This window comes from Actinosynnema pretiosum, assembly GCF_024171695.1.
GTDB lineage: Bacteria > Actinomycetota > Actinomycetes > Mycobacteriales > Pseudonocardiaceae > Actinosynnema > Actinosynnema pretiosum.
Genome location: NZ_JAMTCF010000004.1, coordinates 184991 through 204490, shown reverse-complemented (window position 1 = coordinate 204490; position 19500 = coordinate 184991). Strand labels below are relative to the sequence as shown.

The window sequence follows — 19500 nt, the reverse complement described above, 5'->3', positions numbered from 1 at the left end:
CGCGCGACGGCGGCAGCCACAGGCGGAAAGCCTTGGCGGGGAAGGGTTTCAGGCCGCGCGGGCGGCCCGGACGACCCCGGCGACCTGGTCGGCGGACAGCTCCTCCAGGCGCAGGCACGCGCCGTCGAGCGCGGCGGCCACGCGGGCGGCCATGCCGAGGCGGATGTGGCCGCTCTCGCAGTCCACCACCACCGACGCGACGCGGTCGGCGGCCAGCAGCCCGGCCGCGCGCAGGGCGTCGCGGACCGGGTCGCCGCCCGCGCCGGTGGCGGTGGCGCGGCCGTCGGTCAGCAGGACCAGCAGCGGGCGGCGGCGCGGGTCGCGGATCTTCTCGGACTGGAGCACGCGGCGGGCGCGCAGCAGGCCGTCCGCCAGCGGGGTCCGGCCGCCGGTGCGCAGGGCGCGCAGCCGGGCCGCCGCGGCGTCCACGGACGTGGTCGGCGGCAGCGCGGTCTCCGCCTCGGAACCCCGGAAGGTGATGACGCCGACCTTGTCGCGGCGCTGGTAGGCGTCGCGCAGCAGGGAGATCACCGCGCCGGACACGGCGGACATGCGCTGGCGCGCGGCCATCGAGCCGGAGGCGTCCACGACGAACAGCACCAGGTTGCCCTCGGTGCCCTCGCGGACCGCCTTGCGCAGGTCCTCGCCGCGCAGCAGCAGGCCGGGGCCGGTGCGGCCCCTGGTGGACTGGTGCGGCGCGGCGGCGGTGAGGGTGGCCACCAGGTGCAGGCCGGAGCCCTCGGTGGTGGAGGGGCGCACCGCCCGGCCGCTGCGGGAGCGGGCGCGGGAGCGCTTGCCGGACGCGCCCTCGCCGACGCCGGGGACCTGGAGCAGGCGGGTGCGGAACGCCGGGGACGGGGTGTGCGCTCTGGTTCCGCCGGAGCCGCCCGGCTTGCCGTCCTGCGGGGACGGTTCGGGCTGCTCGCCGCCCTGCTCCTGCGGGCCCTGCGGCTGGTCGGGGCCCTGACCGTCGTCGGGACCGCCGTCGCCGCCGCCGTCCGGGCCGTCGTCGTCGGGACCGTCCGGGTCGTCGTCGGGCTCGTCCTGCGCGTGCTCGGCGCCCTGCCGCATGGCGTCGGAGAGCTGCTCCTCCTCCATGCCGGGCTCGTCGAACGGGTCGCGGCGCTTGCGGTGCGGCAGGGCGAGGCGCACGGCGGCCTCCACGTCCTGCTCCGCCACGGCGTCGGCCCCGCGCCAGGCGGCGTGCGCGGTGGCGGCGCGGGCCACGACCAGGTCGGCGCGCATCCCGTCCACCTCGAACGCGGCGCAGATCGCGGCGATCCGGCGCAGCTCGGCGTCCGGCAGGACCACCGACGGCAGCGCGGCGCGGGCCTGCGCGATGCGGTCCGCGAGCGCGGCGTCCTCGGCCTCCCAGGCCTTCGCGAACCCGGCGGGGTCGGCCTCGTAGGCGAGGCGGCGGCGGATCACCTCGGCGCGGGTGGGCACGTCGCGGGCCGCCTTCACCGCCACGGTCAGGCCGAAGCGGTCGAGCAGCTGCGGGCGCAGCTCGCCCTCCTCCGGGTTCATCGTGCCCACCAGCAGGAACGACGCCGGGTGCGACACCGAGACGCCCTCGCGCTCGACGTGGGCCCGGCCCATGGCCGCCGCGTCGAGCAGCAGGTCGACGAGGTGGTCCTGCAGGAGGTTGACCTCGTCGACGTAGAGCACGCCCCGGTGGGCGGCGGCCAGCAGGCCCGGCTGGTAGGCGCGGACGCCCTCGGTGAGGGCGCGCTCCAGGTCGAGCGAGCCGATCAGGCGGTCCTCGGTGGCGCCCACCGGCAGCTCGACCAGGCGGGCCGGGCGGTGCTCGGCGGCCACGTCGGCGGCGTGCGGGCCGTCCGGGCAGTCGGCGTCGACGCCGGGCTCGCAGCCGAAGCGGCAGCCGGGGACGACGGCCAGGTCCGGCAGCAGCGCGGCGAGCGCGCGGACCACCGTCGACTTGGCCGTGCCCTTCTCACCCCGCACCAGGACCCCGCCCACGCCGGGGTGCACGGCGTTCAGGAGCAGGGCCAGGCGGAGGTCGTCGTGGCCTACTACGGCGGAAAAGGGGAAGCGCGCGCCCATGCGGCGGTGTCCTTCCTCGGGTGTCCACGCCCGTGTCCGGTCCAAGCGATCGGGGGTCGAGTTCCTGACTCCCGGTTCCAAGGCCGGTCACAGTGGCGGGACCGCGCCGGATTCGCACCGGCTTCCTCGCGCACCCCTCGCTACAGCCTGGGCATCGTCGCATCCCGCGCGGGCTGGGCCAAGCGCGCGGACTCCGGTGTGGGTGATCTCGCAGCGCGGCCCGTCACCTGGCCGCACCCGTCACCCGGCGCGCGGCCCTCGCACCCGACCGGCCGCTACGCCGTCGGCAGCGGCAGCGGGAAGGTCACGCCGGTCAGCTCCTCGGAGGCCGTCCACAGCCTGCGCGCCAGGTCCGCGTCCTGCGCGGCCTTCGAGCGGCTGACGAGCTTCGGCGCGCCCCTGCCGAGCAGCCCGCCGGGGCCGGAGAACGAGTTGCCGGGGACGTCCGCGAGCGCCGCGTGCAGGGTCGGCAGCGCTCCGCCCTCGTCGCTCTGGCCGACCGCGCGCACGCCCGCGTTGACGATCCGGTCCAGCGGGCCGTTCTCGCCATGGGGGCGGAACAGGTTGGTGGCGGCGAGTCCGGGGTGGGCGGTGGTGGCCAGCACCGGGGAGCCCGCGGCGGTGAGCCTGCGCTGGAGCTCGGCGCTGAACAGCAGGTTCGCCAGCTTGGACTGGCCGTAGGCGGCCATGGCCTTGTAGGGCTTGCGCTCCCAGTTCAGGTCCGCGAAGTCGATCTTCCCGGCCCGGTGCGCGCCCGAGGAGACGGTGACCACGCGCCCGGTGATCCGGGGCAGCAGCAGGTTGGTCAGCGCGAAGTGGCCGAGGTGGTTGGTGCCGAACTGGGACTCGAAGCCGTCGGCGGTGCGGTTCAGCGGCGGGATCATGATGCCCGCGTTGTTGACCAGCAGGTCGACCTCGTCGCCGAAGCCCGAGGCGAACGCCCGGACGGAGGCCAGGTCGGCCAGGTCCAACTCGCGGACCTCGACGCTGCCGGGCATGGTCGAGGCGGCTTCCCGCCCCTTGTCGACGCGGCGCACGGCCAGCACGACTCGCGCCCCCCTGGCCGCGAGGACGCGGGCGGCGACGCGGCCGATGCCGCTGTTGGCCCCGGTGACGACGGCGGTGCGACCGGTCAGGTCGGGGAGGTTCGAGGCGGAAAATGTAGTCACAGACAACAATGTAGCCACCGACAACACTTTCGGCAACAGGCAGCCCGTTAACCTGGTCCCCGTGACCGTTGACGACCGCCCCTACCACCACGGGAAGCTGCGCGAGGCGCTGCTCGACGCCGCCGGGCGCAGCGTGCGGGAGCACGGCGTCGAGCAGCTCTCGCTGCGCGAGCTGGCCAGGGAGGTCGGGGTCAGCCACGCCGCGCCGCGCAGGCACTTCCCCGACCGGCAGGCCCTGCTCGACGCGCTCGCGATCTCCGGGTTCGAGCGGTTGGACGCCGAGCTGCGCACCGCCGTGGCGGGCGCGGGCGCGGACTACCGGGACCGGCTGGTCACCGCCACGCGCGCCTACTTCCGGTTCGCGGTGGACGACCCGGCGCTGCTGGAGCTGATGTACACCGGCAAGCACCGGCCGGGCGCGGACGCGGTCGTCGCCGCCGTCGAGGCGCCGCTGGGGCTGCTGGAGGAGCTGCTCGCCGAGGGGCAGGAGCGGGGCGAGCTGGACGCGGGCGACCCCGAGCGGATCGGGGTGCTGATGTTCGCGACCGTGCACGGGCTCGCCGCCATGGTGAAGGGGCAGATGGTCGCCAGGGAGGTCGCGGGCGTGCTGGTGGACGACGCGGTGACCCGGTTCCTCACCGGTGGCGGCCCTGGGCGGGCGGCGGTCGGCGACGGCGGCGCGCTGTGGACCTGCCCGCGCCCCTGAGGCTCAGCCGCGCTCGCCCAGCACCACCCTGATCTCCAGCGGCGCGCGGAACGAGAGCAGCCCCAGCACCGGTGGCTCCCCCGCGTCCGCGAGGCGCAGGCGCGGGAACCGGCGCGCGGTCTCCCGCAGCACCACCGCGGCCTCCATCCTGGCCAGCGGCGCGCCGAGGCAGAAGTGCGCGCCGTGCCCGAACGCCAGGTGCGCGCCCGCGTTGGGCCGCGCCGGGCACAGCCGCTCCGGGTCGGCGAACACCTCCGGGTCGGACCCGGTCGCGGCGAGCATCAGCAGCAGGTGCGCGCCCTCCGGCAGGTCCACCCCGGACAGCCGCACCGGCCGCGCGGTCACCCGCCGCCAGGTGGTGACCGGCGGGTCGCGGCGCAGCACCTCCTCGACGCAGCGCTCGGCGAACCCCGGCTCGGCCAGCCGCGCCCACAGGTCGCCGCGCGGCAGCAGGGCGTGGAACGCGGACGCGAGCAGCTGCGTCGTGGTCTCCTGCCCGGCCACCAGCAGGAAGAAGCACAGCGCGGTCGCCTCGCGCGGCGGCACGTCCTCCGCGCGCAGCGCCCCGAGCAGCCCGTCGCCGGTGGCGGTGGCGATCCGGGCGGCGATCCAGCGGTGGAACTCGCACGCCTCCCCGGCCAGCTCCGCCTGGCGCGGCGCGGGCACGTCGCCCCAGAACAGCTCCAGCGCCGCCCCGCTCCACGCCTTCAGCGCGGGCACGTCCACGTCGTCCAGCCCGAGCGCGGCCAGCAGCACCTCGGCGGGCAGGTCGCGGGCCAGCGCCGGGTGCAGGTCGACCTCGGGGCCGGTGAGCGCGTCCAACCGGGACGCCGCGCGCGCCACCGCGAACGGCTCCAGCGCGGCCACCCGCGACCGGGTCAGGTGGCGGGCGACCAGGCGGCGCAGCCGGGGGTGCGTGGCGGTGGCGTTGTTGGCCAGGGTCGGCGGGAGGGCGAAGCGGGCGCGGGCCAGGGACCGCAGCACGTCCGGCGGGATCGGGGTGACGGCGGTGAGCGCGTTGTCCGGGCGGTAGGTCCGCTGGTCCGCGAGCACCGCCCGCACGTCCCGGTGCCTGCTGACCAGCCACAACCCGGTGCGGTCGTCGCGGTGGACGGGCGGGCGGTCGCGCAGGTCGGCGCGCCGGGGCGCGAAGAGGTCCACGTTCCGGACCGTAGCGGCGGTGGTGCGAGACTCCTCCCGTGACGGAGCACACCGGGGAGTCGGTATTCGACTGGATCGACGCGCGGGCCGAGGCGAGGGCCAAGGCCGGGCTCACCCGGCGGGTGCGGCCCCGCGCGGCGACCGGCGGGGCGCTCGACCTCGCGGGCAACGACTACCTCGGGCTCGCCAGGGACAAGCGGGTCGTGGGCGCGGCGGCTGCGGCGTCGATGCGCTGGGGCGCGGGCTCGACCGGGTCGCGGCTGGTCACCGGCTCCACCGAGCTGCACACCGAGCTGGAGTACGAGCTGGCGAACTTCTGCGGCGCGCAGGCGGCGCTGGTGTTCTCCTCCGGGTACGCGGCGAACCTGGGCGCGCTGACCGCCCTGTCCGGGCCGGGCACGGCGATCGTGGCCGACCAGAACATCCACGCCTCGCTGATCGACGGCTGCAAGCTCTCGCGCGCGGACGTGGTGGTGGCCGGGCACCGCGACCTGCCGCAGGTGACGCGCGCGCTGTCCACGCGCGGCAAGCGGCGCGGGCTGGTGGTGACCGACTCGGTGTTCTCCGTGGACGGCGACACCGCGCCGCTGGGCGAGCTGGCGGCGGCGTGCCGGGAGCACGACGCGGGGCTGGTGGTGGACGACGCGCACGGGCTGGGCGTGGTCGGCGACGGCGGGCGCGGCGCGGTGCACGCGGCCGGGCTGGCGAAGTCGCCGGACGTGGTGACGACGGTGACGCTGTCGAAGGCGCTGGGCGCGCAGGGCGGCGCGGTGCTCGGGCCGGGGCGGGTGATCCGGCACCTGGTGGACACCGCGCGCACGTTCATCTTCGACACCGGTCTCGCGCCGGGCAGCGCGGCGGCGGCGCTGGCGGCGCTGAAGGCGCTCAAGGAGGAGCCGGGACGGCCGGAGCGGGTGCGCGAGGTCGCGCGTCAGCTGTCGGAGCGGTTGCGGGAGCGGGGGTTCCGGGCGAGCGAGCCGAGCGCGGCGGTGGTGTCGGTGCTCGCGCCGTCGCCGGAGGTCGCGGTGGCGTGGGCGGAGGCGTGCCGGGAGCGCGGCGTGCTGGTCGGCTGCTTCCGGCCGCCGTCGGTGCCGGACCAGGTGTCGCGGCTGCGGTTGACCGCGCGCGCCGACCTGTCCGAGGCGGACGTGGCGCGCGCGGTCGAGGTCATCGCGGAGACCGGCGCATCCGCAGGTGCGGGATCCCGTCCTCGATGAACTCCTCGCCCTCGGGGACGAACCCGAACGAGGCGTAGAAGTCCACGACGTAGGTCTGCCCGTCGAGCACGGCCTCGGCGTCGCCGATCTCGGCCAGCGCCGCGACCATCAGGCGGCGGCTGAAGCCCTTGCCGCGCGCGGCCCGCGCGGTGACGACCCGCCCGACCCGGAACCCGCCGCCGGGCTCCTCCAGCAACCGCAGGTAGGCCTGCGGCTCGCCGTCCTCCTCCAGCCACAGGTGCCGGGTGCCTGGTTCGAGGTCGCGGCCGTCCAGCTCGGGGTACGGGCAGTTCTGCTCGACGACGAAGACGTCGACGCGCAGCTTGAGCAGCGCGTAGAGCTGGGTCGCGGTGAGGTCGGCCGCCCACTGCCTGCGCAGGGTCGCCGGGTGGTGTTGCGTCACCCTGAATTGGTAGCACGGGAGCGGTCGTTCGGGCGGCGAACGGCGATCCCGGTCACGGCGGCGGGACGCGGGGCAGGGCGGGCACGCGCGGCGGGCGCGGGGCGGGGCAGGACGGCGCGGGGGCGACGGGGCACGGCACGCGGCTGGGTCGGGCTGCGCGGGCGCAGCACAGGGCGCGGCGGGGCGGCGCGGGCGCACGGCGGGGGCGGGGGGCGAGGCAGGACGCGGCGGGGCAAGGCAGGGCGGCGCAGGCACAGCGGGGCGGGGCAAGGCAGGGCGGCGCGGCATGGACACAGCGCGACGCCGGGCGCAGCGGCGCCCACCGGCCGCGACGGCTCCCCCGCGCCGCCGCGGCCGGTGGGGTCACAGGCGGTCGCGGTAGTGGCTCAGGCGGGTGTAGGCGCCGGGTTGGCCCGCGCGGGCGCAGCCCCGGCCGTACGAGACGACGCCGACGAGCAGGCCGTCGGACACCAGCGGGCCGCCGGAGTCGCCCGTGCAGGCGTCCCTGCCGCCGTCCGGGTAGCCCGCGCACAGCATCGCGTCGGCCCGGTAGCCGGCGAGCGCGGCGGCGCACTGGTGGTGGTCGCGGATCGGCACGTCGACCTGGCGCAGCACCGAGGACACCGGGCCGCTCTCGGCGGTGCGGCCCCAGCCGTAGACGGTGCCGGTGCGGCCCGCGACCGCGTCGCCGACCCGCACCGGCTCGAACGCGACCGGGCCGTCGAGCTGGAGCACGGCCACGTCGTCGCCCCTGCCCACGTCGGTGAACGCCGGGTGCCGCCAGATCCCGGACACCCCGACCCGCACCCCGCTCCTCGCCCGCAGGTCGTGCCGGTCGAGCACCACGGTGATCTGCCGGGGCGCCCGGTCCCGAGGTCCGAGCAGGCCGCGCTCCTGGGTGCAGTGGGCGGCGGTGACGACCCGGTCGGGGGCGATGAGCGCGCCACCGCAGAACTGGGAGCCGCGCGCGTCGAGCAGGGCGGCCACCCACGGGGCGCGCGCGGCGACCGAGCCCCCGACGACGGCGAGCGCGGCGGGCGCGGAGACGAGCTGGGAGGCGAGCTGGACCGCGACCAGGGCGAGGGCGGCGACTAAGCGGGCGCTGATGCGCATGGAGCACCTCTTTACGACGGGTAGCCGAGTGGCGACTCACCGTAGCCGCACCGCCAAGATCACATCAAGTCAGGATATTTTCCTGTTAAGATGCCGTAGTTCCGAAAAATCCACGGTCTGTGTCCTGCGTCACCGCTGTCTGTCCGGACCATGAGGGGGTACCTCCGTTGCAGTTCGACCTGACCACGCTGCCCGCGTTCCTGATCGCCTGCGCGGTCGTGGTGCTCACCCCCGGCGTGGACTCCTTCCTCCTGCTGCGCACCTCGATGCGCTCGGGCACCCGCGCGGGCCTGCTGGCGCTGGCGGGCATCCACACCGCCGCCGCCATCCAGGTCGCGGTCGTGATCTCGGGCCTCGGCGTGGTGATCGCGGGCTTCCCGCCCGCGCTGACCGCGCTGCGCTGGATCGGCGCGGCCTACCTGCTGTACCTGGCGCTGTCGATCACCCGCGACCTGGTGCGCAACCGGGGCCGGGTCCCCGAGGAGGGCGAGGTCGTCGCGGACCGGCCGTTCCGGCGCGGCTTCCTGACCAACATCACCAACCCGAAGATGCTGCTGTTCTCCCTGGCGTTCCTGCCGCAGTTCATCGGCTCCGGCGACCCCACCCCGCAGCTCGCGCTGCTCGCGGTGGTGTTCCTGGCGCTGGCCGCCGTGTGGGAGGGCACGATCGTGCTGGCCGCGTCGGCGGTCGGCGGCAGGCTGCGCAGGCCGGGCGTCACCACCGCGCTGGACGTGGTGTGCGCGGCGGTCTTCGCCACCATGTCGGTCGGCCTGGTCATCTGACCCCGGCCCCGCACGGCCGTCAGGTGTAGACGCCGACGCGGGTGTACACGCCGGGGTACTCCGGCCGGGCGCAGCCGACGCCCCAGGACACCAGCCCGGCGAGCCTGCCCGCGATGACGAACGGCCCGCCCGAGTCACCCTGGCAGGCGTCCTTGCCGCCGTTCGGCAGCCCGGCGCAGAACATCGACGACGACTGGTAGTAGCCGGGGTACGCGGCGGCGCACACCTCGTTGGTCTGGAGCGGCACGGACACCTTCCGCAGCACCGGCGAGCTGGACCCGCTCTCCGAGGTGCGGCCCCACCCGAACGCGGTGCCGGTGATGCCCGCCCGGTACAGCCCGGTCTCGGACGGCTTGGCCAGCGCGATCGGCTCGTACGGCATCGGCGTGGACGTCAGCAGGTACGCGATGTCCGCGCCGCTGGTGGCCGACCGGTAGGCGGAGTGGACGTACACCTGGGACACCGGGTGGACCGTGCCTCCGGGCCTGGTCACGTCCAGCCTGCCCGCCACCACCAGCACGTCGCGCCCGGTGAGCCCGTTGACGCAGTGCGCGGCGGTCACCACCTGGTACTGGCTGACGATCGCGCCGCCGCAGAACTGCCTGCCGACCGGGTCGGCCAGCGCCACCACCCACGGGTAGGCGTTCGGGGCGTCCACGACCACGCCGCCGACGATCCTCGGGTCGGCCCCGGCGGGCGGCGCCACCGCCACGCCGGTGAGCAGCAGTGCCAGCGCCATCGCCACGCGCATCAGAGTCCGCATACCGGCCAACCAAACCCGGCCGCCGCGACCGCACAACTCGGGCACACGGTCGGGTGATCGGGTGTGGTCGGCCGGTGCGGCGCTCAGCTCTTGAGCTGCTGCTCGATCAGCGAGCGGTAGGCGGTGATCCGCGAGTACACGCCGGGCTGGCCGGGCCGCGCGCAGCCCTCGCCCCACGAGGTGACGCCGACCAGCGCGCCGTTCGCGACCAGCGGCCCGCCGGAGTCGCCCTGGCAGGTGTCGATGCCGCCGCGCGGGTAGCCCGCGCAGACCATGGCGGCCGGGTCGAACCGGCTGTAGTCGGCGACGCACTCCTGGTCGGACATGATCGGCACGAGCGCGCCGAGCAGCACCTGGGAGGTGGCGCCGATCTCGGCGGTGCGGCCCCAGCCGAGCACCTTCGCGACCGTGCCGGGGGCGGGGTTCGCGGTGGCGAGCGGCAGCACGCGGTTCGCGACGGGCCTGGCCAGGGTGAGCACGGCGACGTCGCTGCCCTGCTCGGCCGACGAGTAGAACGGGTGCTTCCAGATCCGGGCGACCCGCAGCGTCTCACCCGTCTGGGTGCGCTTGTCCTCGCGGCCCGCGACGACGACCAGCCGCTCCGGGGCGGTGCCCGCGACGCAGTGCGCGGCGGTCACCACCTTGGTCGGCGCGACGAGCGTCCCGCCGCAGAACTGGCTCCCGGTCGTGCCCGCCAGGAACACGACCCACGGGTGCTCGGCGATGGACGCGCGCGTCCCGCCGACGACTCTGGGTTCCGCCGCCGCGGTCGCGACGCCCCCTCCGCACAACACCGCGAGAACGCTGAGCAAGACGGCAAGCCTCATCGCCCCTCCTCCGCATAGTGGGGAGCGCCCGAGTCTGAGCGCCCGCGAGGAGGTTAGCCCTGATAGCGCAGGTCGATGCGCCGAAAAGAGCACACGACCTGGTCGGACCAGCGGCTCGACCCGGCTGCCGCAACGAAGGCCTCGCCGGGTCGCGCCGCGTGCTGTCGATCAGCTCCCGGAGGGTGAGCCGAAGCCGGAGAAGCGGCCCCTGACCTTGCCCGCCGCGTCCGCGACGACCCCGCCGAGGTCGTTGACGACCTTCATCAGCGGGTCCTCGGAGTCGGCGGCGTCGGACTTGTAGGAGCGGGCCGCCTCCTTGAGGTCGTCGGTGAACGTGCTGGACGCGTGGTCGTCCTCGCGGCGCTGGTAGTCGCCGGACAGGATCGCCCGGTACTCCTCGCTCGCGGCCCAGCGCTGGAGCTCGGCGGCGCGCACCACGGCCATCGGGTGGGTCAGCGGCCAGGTGCGGATCAGCTTGAGGACGCTGTCGCGCACGTCCTCGACCTGCTCGTACTCCTTGGCCTGCTTGAGGAACTCGGCGGTGTCGACCTGGGTGAGGTCCATGCCGCCCGCGAGGGCGACGTGCACGCGCAGCGCGGCTGCCGGGTCCTGGGCGCACAGCAGGCCCGCCCGGTCGCAGCTCAGCTCGGTCTTGCGGTACCACTCGCACAGGGCGGCGATGACGGCGCGGATCGCCCAGTAGCCCGCGGGCATCCAGCCGAGGCTGTGCTGGAGCTGCATCAGCCGCATGAGGATCGTGCGGTAGAGGGCGTGGCCGGAGAGCACGTGGCCCATCTCGTGGCCGATGGCGAAGCGCAGCCCGTCGTGGTCGAGCAGGTCGACCAGGCCGGTGGTGAGCACGATGAACGGCTTGTCGATGCCCAGCGCCATCGCGTTCGGCTGCGGGTCGCGGGTGATGAACAGCTCGGGGACCGGGTCGAGGTCGAGGGTGGCCGCCGTCTCGTGCCGCAGCCGGTCGAGGGCCGGGTACTGCTTCGGGCCGACCCGGATGGAGGTCGCCAGGTAGCCGAGGCGCTCGCCGCGCTCGGTGAAGGCGCCCGCGACGGACTTGAGGACCGGGCCGATGCCGGGGACCGCGCGCAGGACCGCCAGCGCGCCCCGGTCGACCGGGTGCTCGTAGGCACGGGGGCTGATGCCGGGGAAGCGGACCCTGGTGGTCGACCGCTCGATCTCTTCGCTCATCCTCCCAGCGTGCCACGACCCACCTCCCCCTACTCCCCGTTCGGGGGAATCACGGGCACACTGACGGGGTGGAACCGGATGTGCTGGGCGACGGGTTCGAGGTCAGGACGCTGCCGCTGGGCTCGGAGGCGAGCGCGGCGCTGGTGCGCAGGCGCGCCGACGGGGCGGCCGAGCGCGGGGCCGTGCTGTACGTGCACGGGTTCGCGGACTACTTCTTCCAGCGGCACGTGGCCGAGCACTTCGCGGCGCTCGGGTACGACTTCTACGGGCTGGACCTGCGCGGGTACGGGCGGGCGCTGCGCCCCGGCGAGGTGGCGAACTACGTCGCGGACCTGTCGACGCACTTCGAGGAGCTCGACGCCGCCGTGCGGGTGGTGCGCGAGGAGGACGGGCACCGGGGGCTGGTGGTGGTCGGGCACTCCACGGGCGGGCTGACGACGAGCCTGTGGGCGCACGAGCGGCGCCGGGACGGGGCGCTGGACGCGCTGGTGCTCAACAGCCCGTGGCTGGACCTGGCCGAGCCGTGGGTGATGCGCACGGTCGGCACGGCGGCGGTGCGCGGGGTGGGGCGGATCGCGCCGAAGCTGGTGCTCAAGCCGGGGCTGGGGCCGGTGTACGGGCAGAGCATCCACCGGGACCACCACGGTGAGTGGGAGTTCGACACGGCGTGGAAGCCGATCGAGGCGTTCCCGGTCACCGCCGGGTGGTTGCGGGCGGTGCGGGTCGGGCACGCGCGGCTGCACCGGGGGCTGGACGTGCGGGTCCCGGTGCTGGTGCTGCACTCGGCGCGCAGCCACCTGAAGGCCAGGCGGTGGTCGGCGGAGGCCATGACGGCGGACGCGGTGCTGGACGTGGCGCACATGCGCCGGTGGGCCCCGAGGATCGGCCGGGACGTGTCGCTCGTCCAGGTGGACGGGGGCATGCACGACCTGTTCCTGTCGGCCGCTCCGGTGCGCGAGAGGGCACTGGCCGAGGTGGACGCGTTCCTGGAACGTATGGTCGGGCGGTGACCGTTCCCGACCCGAACCAGCTGCACCCGATGGCCGATCACCCGAGGGTGGTGCTGCTCAAGCCACTGGTCGACGCACCGAACATCGAGGTGGGCGACTACACGTACTACGACGACCCCGAGCGCGCGACCGAGTTCCAGACCCGCAACGTGCTGTACTCCTACGGACCGGAACGCCTGGTCATCGGCAAGTACTGCGCTCTGGGCACGGGCACGACGTTCATCATGGCGGGTGCGAACCACCTCACCAAGGGCCCGTCCACGTTCCCGTTCACGATCTTCGGCGGCGCCTGGGCGGAGAAGACCGCCGACATCATGGCCGCCGCGCCCAGCAAGGGCGACACGGTCGTGGGCAACGACGTGTGGTTCGGCTGCGGCGCCACCGTCATGCCGGGCGTGACCATCGGCGACGGCGCGATCATCGCGACCGGCGCCGTGGTGACCTCGAACGTCGCCCCGTACACCGTCGTCGGGGGCAACCCGGCGCAGGCCGTGAGGCAGCGCTACCCCGACGACAAGATCGAGCTGCTGCTGCGCGCGGCGTGGTGGGACTGGCCCGTCGAGCTGGTCACCGAGCACGTGCGCGAGATCATGGCGGGCAAGGTCAAGCAGCTCGCCGACATCGCCGAGGAGAACGGGCTGCTGGGGCCCAAGCCCCGCTAGCGGCAGGACGACTTCCCACCGGGGGCCGGGTTCCGATCGGAACCCGGCCCCCCGCCGGTCCAGGCGGCCGGGGCCGCCGGTCGTGGCCGCCCCCCGCGCGGGAGCGGCCACGGGGGTCACGCCGCCGCGGCCACCGCCTCGGGCTCCAGCGCCAGCTCCAGGACCTCGCGGACGTCCGCGACCAGGTGCACGGTCAGCGCGTCCCGCACGTCCTGCGGCACCTCCTCCAGGTCCGGCCCGTTGCGCGCGGGCAGCAGCACGGTCGTGATGCCCGCCCGGTGCGCGGCGAGCAGCTTCTGCTTCACCCCGCCGATGGGCAGCACCCGGCCGGTGAGGGACACCTCGCCGGTCATCGCCACGTCCGAGCGCACCGGCCGCCCCGACAGCAGCGACGCGAGCGCCGACACCATCGTGATGCCCGCCGACGGCCCGTCCTTGGGCACCGCGCCCGCCGGGACGTGCACGTGCACACCCCGCCCGTCGAGCGCCGAGGCCCGCTCGTCGTGCGCCCGCAGGTAGGACAGGGCGATCTGCGCGGACTCCTTCATCACCTCGCCGAGCTGCCCGGTGAGCACCACGCCGGACGCCCCGGTGCCGGGTTCGGCGAGCGCGGCCTCGATGAACAGCACGTCACCGCCCGCGCCGGTCACCGCCAGTCCGGTGGCCACGCCGGGCACGGCGGTGCGCTCGGCGGACTCGGGGGTGAACTTCGGCGACTTCAGGTAGCCCTCCAGGTCGCCGCCGTCGACGGTGACGGGCAGCTCGGCCCGGTCCAGCGCGACCCCGGCGGTCACCTTGCGCAGCACCCGCGCGAGCGAGCGCTCCAGCTGCCGGACCCCGGCCTCGCGGGTGTACTCGCCCGCGAGCCTGCGCAGCGCGGCCCCGGTGACCTCCACGTCGCCGGGCTCCAACCCGGCCCGCTCGACCTGCCTGGGCAGCAGGTGGTCGCGGGCGATGGTGACCTTCTCGTCCTCGGTGTACCCGTCGAGCCGCACCAGCTCCATGCGGTCGAGCAGCGGGCCTGGGATGGACTCCAGCACGTTCGCGGTGGCCAGGAACACCACGTCGGACAGGTCGAGCTCGACCTCCAGGTAGTGGTCCCGGAACGTGTGGTTCTGCGCCGGGTCCAGCACCTCCAGCAGCGCGGCGGTCGGGTCGCCCCGGTGGTCGGCGCCGACCTTGTCGATCTCGTCGAGCAGCACGACCGGGTTCATCGAGCCCGCCTCGGAGACGGCGCGGGCGATGCGGCCCGGCAGCGCGCCGACGTAGGTGCGCCGATGGCCCCGGATCTCCGCCTCGTCGCGCACGCCGCCGAGCGCGACGCGGACGAACTTGCGGCCCATCGCGCGGGCGACGGACTCGCCGAGCGAGGTCTTGCCGACGCCGGGCGGTCCGACGAGGGCGAGCACCGCGCCGCCGCCCCGGCCGCCGACCAGGCCCATGCCCCGGTCCGCGCGCCTGCGCCGCACCGCCAGGTACTCGGTGATGCGCTCCTTCACGTCGGCCAGGCCCGCGTGGTCGGCGTCGAGCACGGCCCGCGCGCCCGCGATGTCGTAGGCGTCCTCGGTGCGCTCGCCCCACGGCAGGTCGAGCACGGTGTCGAGCCAGGTGCGGATCCAGCCGACCTCGGGGGACTGCTCGGAGGTGCGCTCCAGCTTGTCGACCTCGCGCAGCGCCGCCTCCCGGACCTTCTCCGGCAGCTCGGCGGCCTCGACGCGGGCCCGGTAGTCCTGCTCCTCGGTGGCGGGCTTGCCGTCCAGCTCGGCCAGCTCCTTGCGGATGGCGGCGAGCTGCTGGCGCAGCAGGAACTCCCGCTGCTGCTTCTCCACGCCCTCCTTGACGTCCTTGGCGATGGTCTCGGCGACGTCCAGCTCGGCCAGGTGCGCCCGGCCCCACTCCAGCAGCCGTTCGAGGCGGTCGCCGACGTCGCCGGTCTCCAGCAGCCAGACCTTCTGGTCGTTCTCCAAGTACGGCGCGTACCCGGCGAGGTCGGCGAGCGCGGACGGGCCGTCGACCTGGCGGACGCTGTCCACGACCTGCCAGGCGCCGCGCTGCTGGAGGATCGTGGTCACCACCGCGCGGTAGTCGCGGGCCAGCGAGTGGGCGCGCTCGTCCGGCGGCGGCTCCTCGACGACGGTGGCCTCCACCCACAGCGCCGCGCCGGGCCCGGTGGTGCCGGTGCCGATGCGCACCCGCTCGGTCGCGCGCAGCACGGCGGCGCGCTCGCCGCCCGCGAGCCTGCCGACCTGCTCGACCGTGGCCAGCGCGCCGACCTTGGCGTACCGGCCGTCCAGGCGGGGAACCAGGAGCACCCGCGCGCCGTTCACCCCTCCGGCGGCCGAGGTGGCCGCCTCGACCGCGGCCCGCGCCTCGGCGCCCGCGTCCGAACCGGTCAGGCGCACCGGGACGACCATGCCCGGCAGCACGACGGTGTCGTCGAGGGGCAGGACCGGGAGCGCCAACGTGTCACCCATGCGAAGCCTCCAGAGTTGAGTCTGCCAGGCTCAACCGAGTTGAGTCCCCGGTTGTTTCCGAGTTCTGTTCGCCCAGAGCGAGACCGAGGAGTTCCGCGCTCGGGGGTTGTGCGCGGCGTCCGGGGTTCGACACGATCGGCGGTTCCACCCGGTCAAGAGGAGAAGGCTTTATGGAGCAGGCGAGCTGGGTCCCCGCGTCGGTGGACCTGGACCGACCGAGCACGGCCCGGATGTACGACTACTACCTGGGCGGGTCGCACAACTTCGCCGTGGACCGGGAGGCGGCCAAGGCGGTGGAGCAGGTCTTCCCCGGCATGTCCGGGGCGGCGCGCTCGCTGCGGACGTTCCTGCGGCGCTCGGTGCGCTACCTGCTGGACCAGGGGATCGACCAGTTCCTCGACCTGGGCTCGGGCATCCCGACCGTGGGCAACGTGCACGAGATCGCCCAGGCCGCGAACCCGGCCGCGCGCGTGGTCTACGTGGACGTCGAGCCCGTCGCGGTCGCGCACAGCACCGCGATCCTGTCGGCGAACCCGCTGGCCACCGCCATCCAGGCCGACCTGCGCGACCCGGCGTCCGTGCTGGAGAACGAGGACGTGCGGCGGCTGCTCGACTTCGACCGGCCGATCGGCGTGCTGATGGTCGCGGTGCTGCACTTCGTGCCGGACGACGACGACCCGCACGGCGCGATCGCGGCGTACCGGGACGCGCTGGTCCCCGGCAGCTTCCTGGCGATCTCGCACGCGACCGTCGAGGGCGTGCAGGTCGACGCCGAGCAGGACACCGCGCGCGTGCAGGACGTGTACAAGCGCACCGAGAGCCCGCTGATCTTCCGCAACCGGGCCGAGGTGGCCAAGCTGTTCGACGGCTTCGAGGTGGTCGAGCCGGGCGTGGTGCCGCTGTCGGAGTGGCGGCGCGACTCGGACGACGCCTACACCAGCGCGTACGTGGGCGTGGGCCGCAAGGTCTGAGGCCCGCCGGACCTGGACCGGCTGGGGCGTCCGGTGCGCGCCGGACGCCCCGCCCGGACCGGTCACCCGGTCAGGTCACCCAGTCAGATCGCCCCGTCTGGTCACTCGGCCGGGTTGAGCCGCAGGTCGGGGTTCACCGGCGGCGCCCCGTCGAACGGGCCGGGCACCAGGCCGCCGAGCTGGTCGAGGGTCAGCCGCACGTCGGCCGAGAACGGGTCGGCCCCGGCGGGCGGGTCGGCGAACCAGGACTTGAGCTCCTCCGGCACCTGGTAGTCCTCCGCCAGCTCCCGGTACTGCTCGCCGCGCTCGCGCGCCTGCCTGGCCAGCTCCTGGTACTCGCGCATGGCGATCCGCATCCGGATCCACCGGTACCGCGCGGTCCGCTCCCCGTGCTCCTGGGTGAACCGGGTGCGCAGCAGCTCGCCCGCCACCCGGCCGCGCTCGGCCAGCGCCCTGATCGTCTCCGGCCGCATGAACAGGTTCGTGCCGCCCTCGCCGCCGCGCAGCCGCACGTGCGCGATCCGCCCCCGGAAGCCCGGCAGCGCCGACTGCATCGCGTCCCGCCAGCCGAGCGCGGTGTCCAGGATCGCCTGCGCGAACCCGACCGCCCCGGTGACCGCCCGCCACGGCTTGCCGTCCTCGGAGGCGTCCTGCTCGGGCAGCCACACGTCCGGCGCGCCGGGCGCCGGGTAGCCCTGCAGGGTGAGCCCGAACGTGGGCCAGCGGGGCAGCAGGGTGTCGAAGAAGTGGATGGGGAAGTTGCTGGTGATGCCGCCGTCCGAGAACCAGTGCACCCTCGGCTCCGGTTCGGCGCGCACCAGCGGCACCGCCGAGATCAGGCCGGGCATCGGCATGCTCATCCGCACCGCGAGCGCCACCGGCAGGTCGGCGGGCAGCACGCGCAGCGCGGTGGCCGGGTGCAGCGGGCAGCGCGCGTCGCCCGCGCCCTCGTCGCCGAGCAGGTCGACCACCCGCGCGGGCAGCACCCCCGCGAGGCAGTCGGCGCAGAACAGCCACCGGTCGTCCGAGGTGAACGGCAGCCTGCACGGGCGCCCCTCGGACACGTCGGTGCTCATCAGCACCAGGTTCGTGGTCAGGTCGGAGAAGCGCAGCCCGCGCACGCCCGAGAGGTGGTCGAGGGAGTCGGCGAGCCAGTCGCTCAGCGGCGGGACGCCGGTGGACTTCGGCATCCCGCACCGGCGGTCCCACCAGCTCGACCGGTAACCGCCGGTGCCGGGCACCAGGCCGAAGCCGGTGGACACGGCCCGCTCACGCACGAACCGGCGCACGCCGCCCGCGTAGATCAGGACGACCGCGCTGGCCAGCCCGAAGCCGAGCACCAGCCACACCACCCCGGCGGTGGCCGCCGACGCCAGCACCGCCCAGTCGACGCGCAGCCGGGGGACGATCGGGTAGAGCGGGACGGCCGCGACCAGCAGCAGCCCGATCCGGGCGGGCAGGGGTCCGCGCCCGGCGGGCAGCGCCTTCGCCGCCACCCACGGCACCGCGATCACGGCCGCCACGACGACCGCCGCCAGCCCCCAGGTCGGGAAGCCGGGCCAGGCGACCGCGCCGAACCACAGGGTCGGCCCGGCCAGCCACACCAGCAGCGCCGCCGCGAGCGCGGCCTTGGCCCGCAGGCCGATCGCGCCCAGCAGCGCGAACACCAGGGACACCGCCGCGCTGCGCCCGGTGGTCTCCCGGCTCTGCATGGTCGCGGTGACCAGCCGGTAGAGCTTGCGGGTGGCCCTGGTCGGCTGGAACAGCTGGGCGAGCCGCTGCTGCCCGGCCGCGAACCAGGAGACCGTGTCGGCGAGCCGGTCGAACCCGCCGCTGTCGCGCCCCCGCTCGGCCGCCGCCGCGAACGAGGCCCCGATCGCCCCGGCCGAGGCCCCGCCGAGCGAGCGGAACCGGTAGTGCTTGGACAGCTCGACCACGGCCAGCGGGTAGACGATCCCGCTCGTGGCCCCGCCGCGCATGGTGAGGTCGCAGCACCTGTCGAAGTCCTCGTCGTCCCCGTCGTCGCCTGCCGCCATCACCGGATGGTCCCGCGCGGTGCGGGGGTGGCCGCTAGGGCTGATCCGGGGAGAGCGCACGGGTGGAGCAGTCGTGCGCCCTCCCCTGCGGGCGCCGCCCGATCAGCGCTGCTCGATCAGCACCGCCCGGTCAGTGCCGCTTGCTCGGCGGCGCGAGGAAGTCGTCCAGCAGCACCGGGGTCATCCCGTCCGCCTTCGCGCGCTCGCAGAACGCGGTGAAGTCGGCCACGAAGCTGTCCCGGAAGTGCATGAGCACGATGTCGCCCGCACGAAGCCTGTCCCCCACCTGGAACTGCACCACCCCGTCGTTGACCGCCGCCGTCCACAGCACCACCGCGCGCATCCCGCACGAGGCCGCCGCGCGCCGGGTGTTCAGGTCGTAGTTGCCGAACGGCGGGCGGAACAGGGTCGGCCGGGTCCCGAGGGTCGCCCCGAGGTAGTCGGCGTTGCCGCAGATCTCCTCCCGCTGCGCCTCGTACCCCATGCCGCGCAGGTTCGGGTGGTCCGTGGTGTGGGCGTGCACGTGCGCGCCCGCGCCCTGGAGCGCCTTGAAGTACGCCGGGTCCGGCCCCACGTGCGTGGTGTTGAGGAACAGCGACGGCTCGATGCCGGAGTCCCGGACGAGCTGGAGCGCCTTCGGGTGCCGGACGGCCCCGTCGTCGATGGTCAGGAACACGTAGGGCTTGTCGGTCCCGATGCCGCTGACCACCGGCGCCAGGTCGCCCTCCTGCGGCGGGGCCTCCTGCTGGGCCGTGCCGTACCGGTAGGGCTGCTGGAACAGCTTCGGCGGCGGCGCGGGCGTGGTGGTGGTCGTGGTCGTGGTAGTCGTGCTGCTCGGCTCGGGCACCGCTCGGGGAGCCTCGGGCGCCGACGAGCACGCCGCCAGCAGTCCCAGGGCAGCCGTCATCGCCACTGCCAACGCGCGCATGAGTGAATCCC

17 protein-coding genes and 1 riboswitch are annotated in these 19500 nt (G+C 75.0%); of the genes, 6 read left to right on the top strand and 11 right to left on the bottom strand.

Annotated features, from left to right (window positions below; genetic code table 11):
* Positions 1-48 precede the first annotated feature (48 nt).
* Positions 49-2064 carry a putative cobaltochelatase gene (locus tag LV78_RS10070; RefSeq protein WP_253844589.1) on the bottom strand — a complete coding sequence of 672 codons (2016 nt, stop codon included), beginning with the start codon at positions 2062-2064 and terminating at the stop codon, positions 49-51.
* Between the two features lie 58 nt (positions 2065-2122).
* Positions 2123-2192, bottom strand: a riboswitch (cobalamin riboswitch).
* A 147-nt stretch (positions 2193-2339) separates the two neighbouring features.
* Positions 2340-3233, bottom strand: a complete 894-nt coding sequence (locus LV78_RS10065) for an oxidoreductase (RefSeq protein ID WP_253844588.1) — start codon at positions 3231-3233, stop codon at positions 2340-2342.
* Positions 3234-3294: 61 nt separating this feature from the next.
* Here LV78_RS10065 and LV78_RS10060 point away from each other — a divergent pair, with 61 nt between their 5' ends.
* Positions 3295-3939, top strand: coding sequence for a TetR/AcrR family transcriptional regulator (locus tag LV78_RS10060; RefSeq protein WP_253844587.1), 645 nt, complete (start codon positions 3295-3297; stop codon positions 3937-3939).
* A gap of 3 nt (positions 3940-3942) precedes the next feature.
* Here the strand turns inward: LV78_RS10060 and LV78_RS10055 are convergent, their stop codons facing one another.
* Positions 3943-5100: a cytochrome P450 gene (locus LV78_RS10055; protein ID WP_253844586.1), complete on the bottom strand. Its 1158-nt coding sequence runs from the start codon at positions 5098-5100 to the stop codon at positions 3943-3945.
* Positions 5101-5138: 38 nt separating this feature from the next.
* Between LV78_RS10055 and LV78_RS10050 the strand changes: the two genes are divergently transcribed.
* Positions 5139-6317 carry an 8-amino-7-oxononanoate synthase gene (locus LV78_RS10050; RefSeq protein WP_253844585.1) on the top strand — a complete coding sequence of 393 codons (1179 nt, stop codon included), beginning with the start codon at positions 5139-5141 and terminating at the stop codon, positions 6315-6317.
* Here the strand turns inward: LV78_RS10050 and LV78_RS10045 are convergent.
* Both LV78_RS10045 and LV78_RS10040 read right to left on the bottom strand, forming a co-directional pair.
* Positions 6268-6720: a GNAT family N-acetyltransferase gene (locus LV78_RS10045; protein ID WP_253844584.1), complete on the bottom strand. Its 453-nt coding sequence runs from the start codon at positions 6718-6720 to the stop codon at positions 6268-6270. The two genes, LV78_RS10050 and LV78_RS10045, sit on opposite strands and share 50 nt — an antisense overlap.
* A 363-nt stretch (positions 6721-7083) precedes the next feature.
* Positions 7084-7833 carry a serine protease gene (locus tag LV78_RS10040; protein WP_253844583.1) on the bottom strand — a complete coding sequence of 250 codons (750 nt, stop codon included), beginning with the start codon at positions 7831-7833 and terminating at the stop codon, positions 7084-7086.
* A gap of 167 nt (positions 7834-8000) precedes the next feature.
* Between LV78_RS10040 and LV78_RS10035 the strand changes: the two genes are divergently transcribed.
* Positions 8001-8615, top strand: coding sequence for a LysE family translocator (locus LV78_RS10035; protein WP_253844582.1), 615 nt, complete (start codon positions 8001-8003; stop codon positions 8613-8615).
* A 19-nt stretch (positions 8616-8634) separates the two neighbouring features.
* Here LV78_RS10035 and LV78_RS10030 read toward each other — a convergent pair whose 3' ends face one another.
* The 3 genes from LV78_RS10030 to LV78_RS10020 all read right to left on the bottom strand — a co-directional run bounded on the left by LV78_RS10030 (position 8635) and on the right by LV78_RS10020 (position 11408).
* Positions 8635-9378: a serine protease gene (locus LV78_RS10030; RefSeq protein WP_253844581.1), complete on the bottom strand. Its 744-nt coding sequence runs from the start codon at positions 9376-9378 to the stop codon at positions 8635-8637.
* Between the two features lie 83 nt (positions 9379-9461).
* Positions 9462-10205 (bottom strand): S1 family peptidase, encoded by a 744-nt coding sequence (locus tag LV78_RS10025; RefSeq protein WP_253844580.1) that lies wholly within the window; start codon positions 10203-10205, stop codon positions 9462-9464.
* Between the two features lie 168 nt (positions 10206-10373).
* The gene (locus LV78_RS10020; RefSeq protein WP_253844579.1) at positions 10374-11408 is read right to left on the bottom strand and encodes a M48 family metallopeptidase; all 1035 of its coding nucleotides are present in this window, start codon (positions 11406-11408) and stop codon (positions 10374-10376) included.
* A 68-nt stretch (positions 11409-11476) separates the two neighbouring features.
* Here LV78_RS10020 and LV78_RS10015 point away from each other — a divergent pair, with 68 nt between their 5' ends.
* Positions 11477-12418 (top strand): alpha/beta hydrolase, encoded by a 942-nt coding sequence (locus LV78_RS10015; protein WP_253844578.1) that lies wholly within the window; start codon positions 11477-11479, stop codon positions 12416-12418.
* A gap of 29 nt (positions 12419-12447) precedes the next feature.
* Complete coding sequence (locus LV78_RS10010; protein WP_301306290.1) at positions 12448-13080, top strand: CatB-related O-acetyltransferase; 633 nt, start codon at positions 12448-12450, stop codon at positions 13078-13080.
* A 116-nt stretch (positions 13081-13196) separates the two neighbouring features.
* Here LV78_RS10010 and lon read toward each other — a convergent pair whose 3' ends face one another.
* A complete protein-coding gene (gene lon, locus LV78_RS10005) occupies positions 13197-15554 on the bottom strand; it encodes an endopeptidase La (RefSeq protein WP_253844576.1) in 2358 nt (785 codons plus the stop codon).
* 170 nt (positions 15555-15724) lie between these two features.
* Here lon and LV78_RS10000 point away from each other — a divergent pair, with 170 nt between their 5' ends.
* Complete coding sequence (locus LV78_RS10000) at positions 15725-16525, top strand: SAM-dependent methyltransferase (protein ID WP_253844575.1); 801 nt, start codon at positions 15725-15727, stop codon at positions 16523-16525.
* Between the two features lie 101 nt (positions 16526-16626).
* Here the strand turns inward: LV78_RS10000 and LV78_RS09995 are convergent, their stop codons facing one another.
* Positions 16627-18561 (bottom strand): patatin-like phospholipase domain-containing protein, encoded by a 1935-nt coding sequence (locus LV78_RS09995; protein WP_253844574.1) that lies wholly within the window; start codon positions 18559-18561, stop codon positions 16627-16629.
* Positions 18562-18691: 130 nt separating this feature from the next.
* Complete coding sequence (locus LV78_RS09990) at positions 18692-19489, bottom strand: polysaccharide deacetylase family protein (protein WP_253844573.1); 798 nt, start codon at positions 19487-19489, stop codon at positions 18692-18694.
* Positions 19490-19500 lie beyond the last annotated feature (11 nt).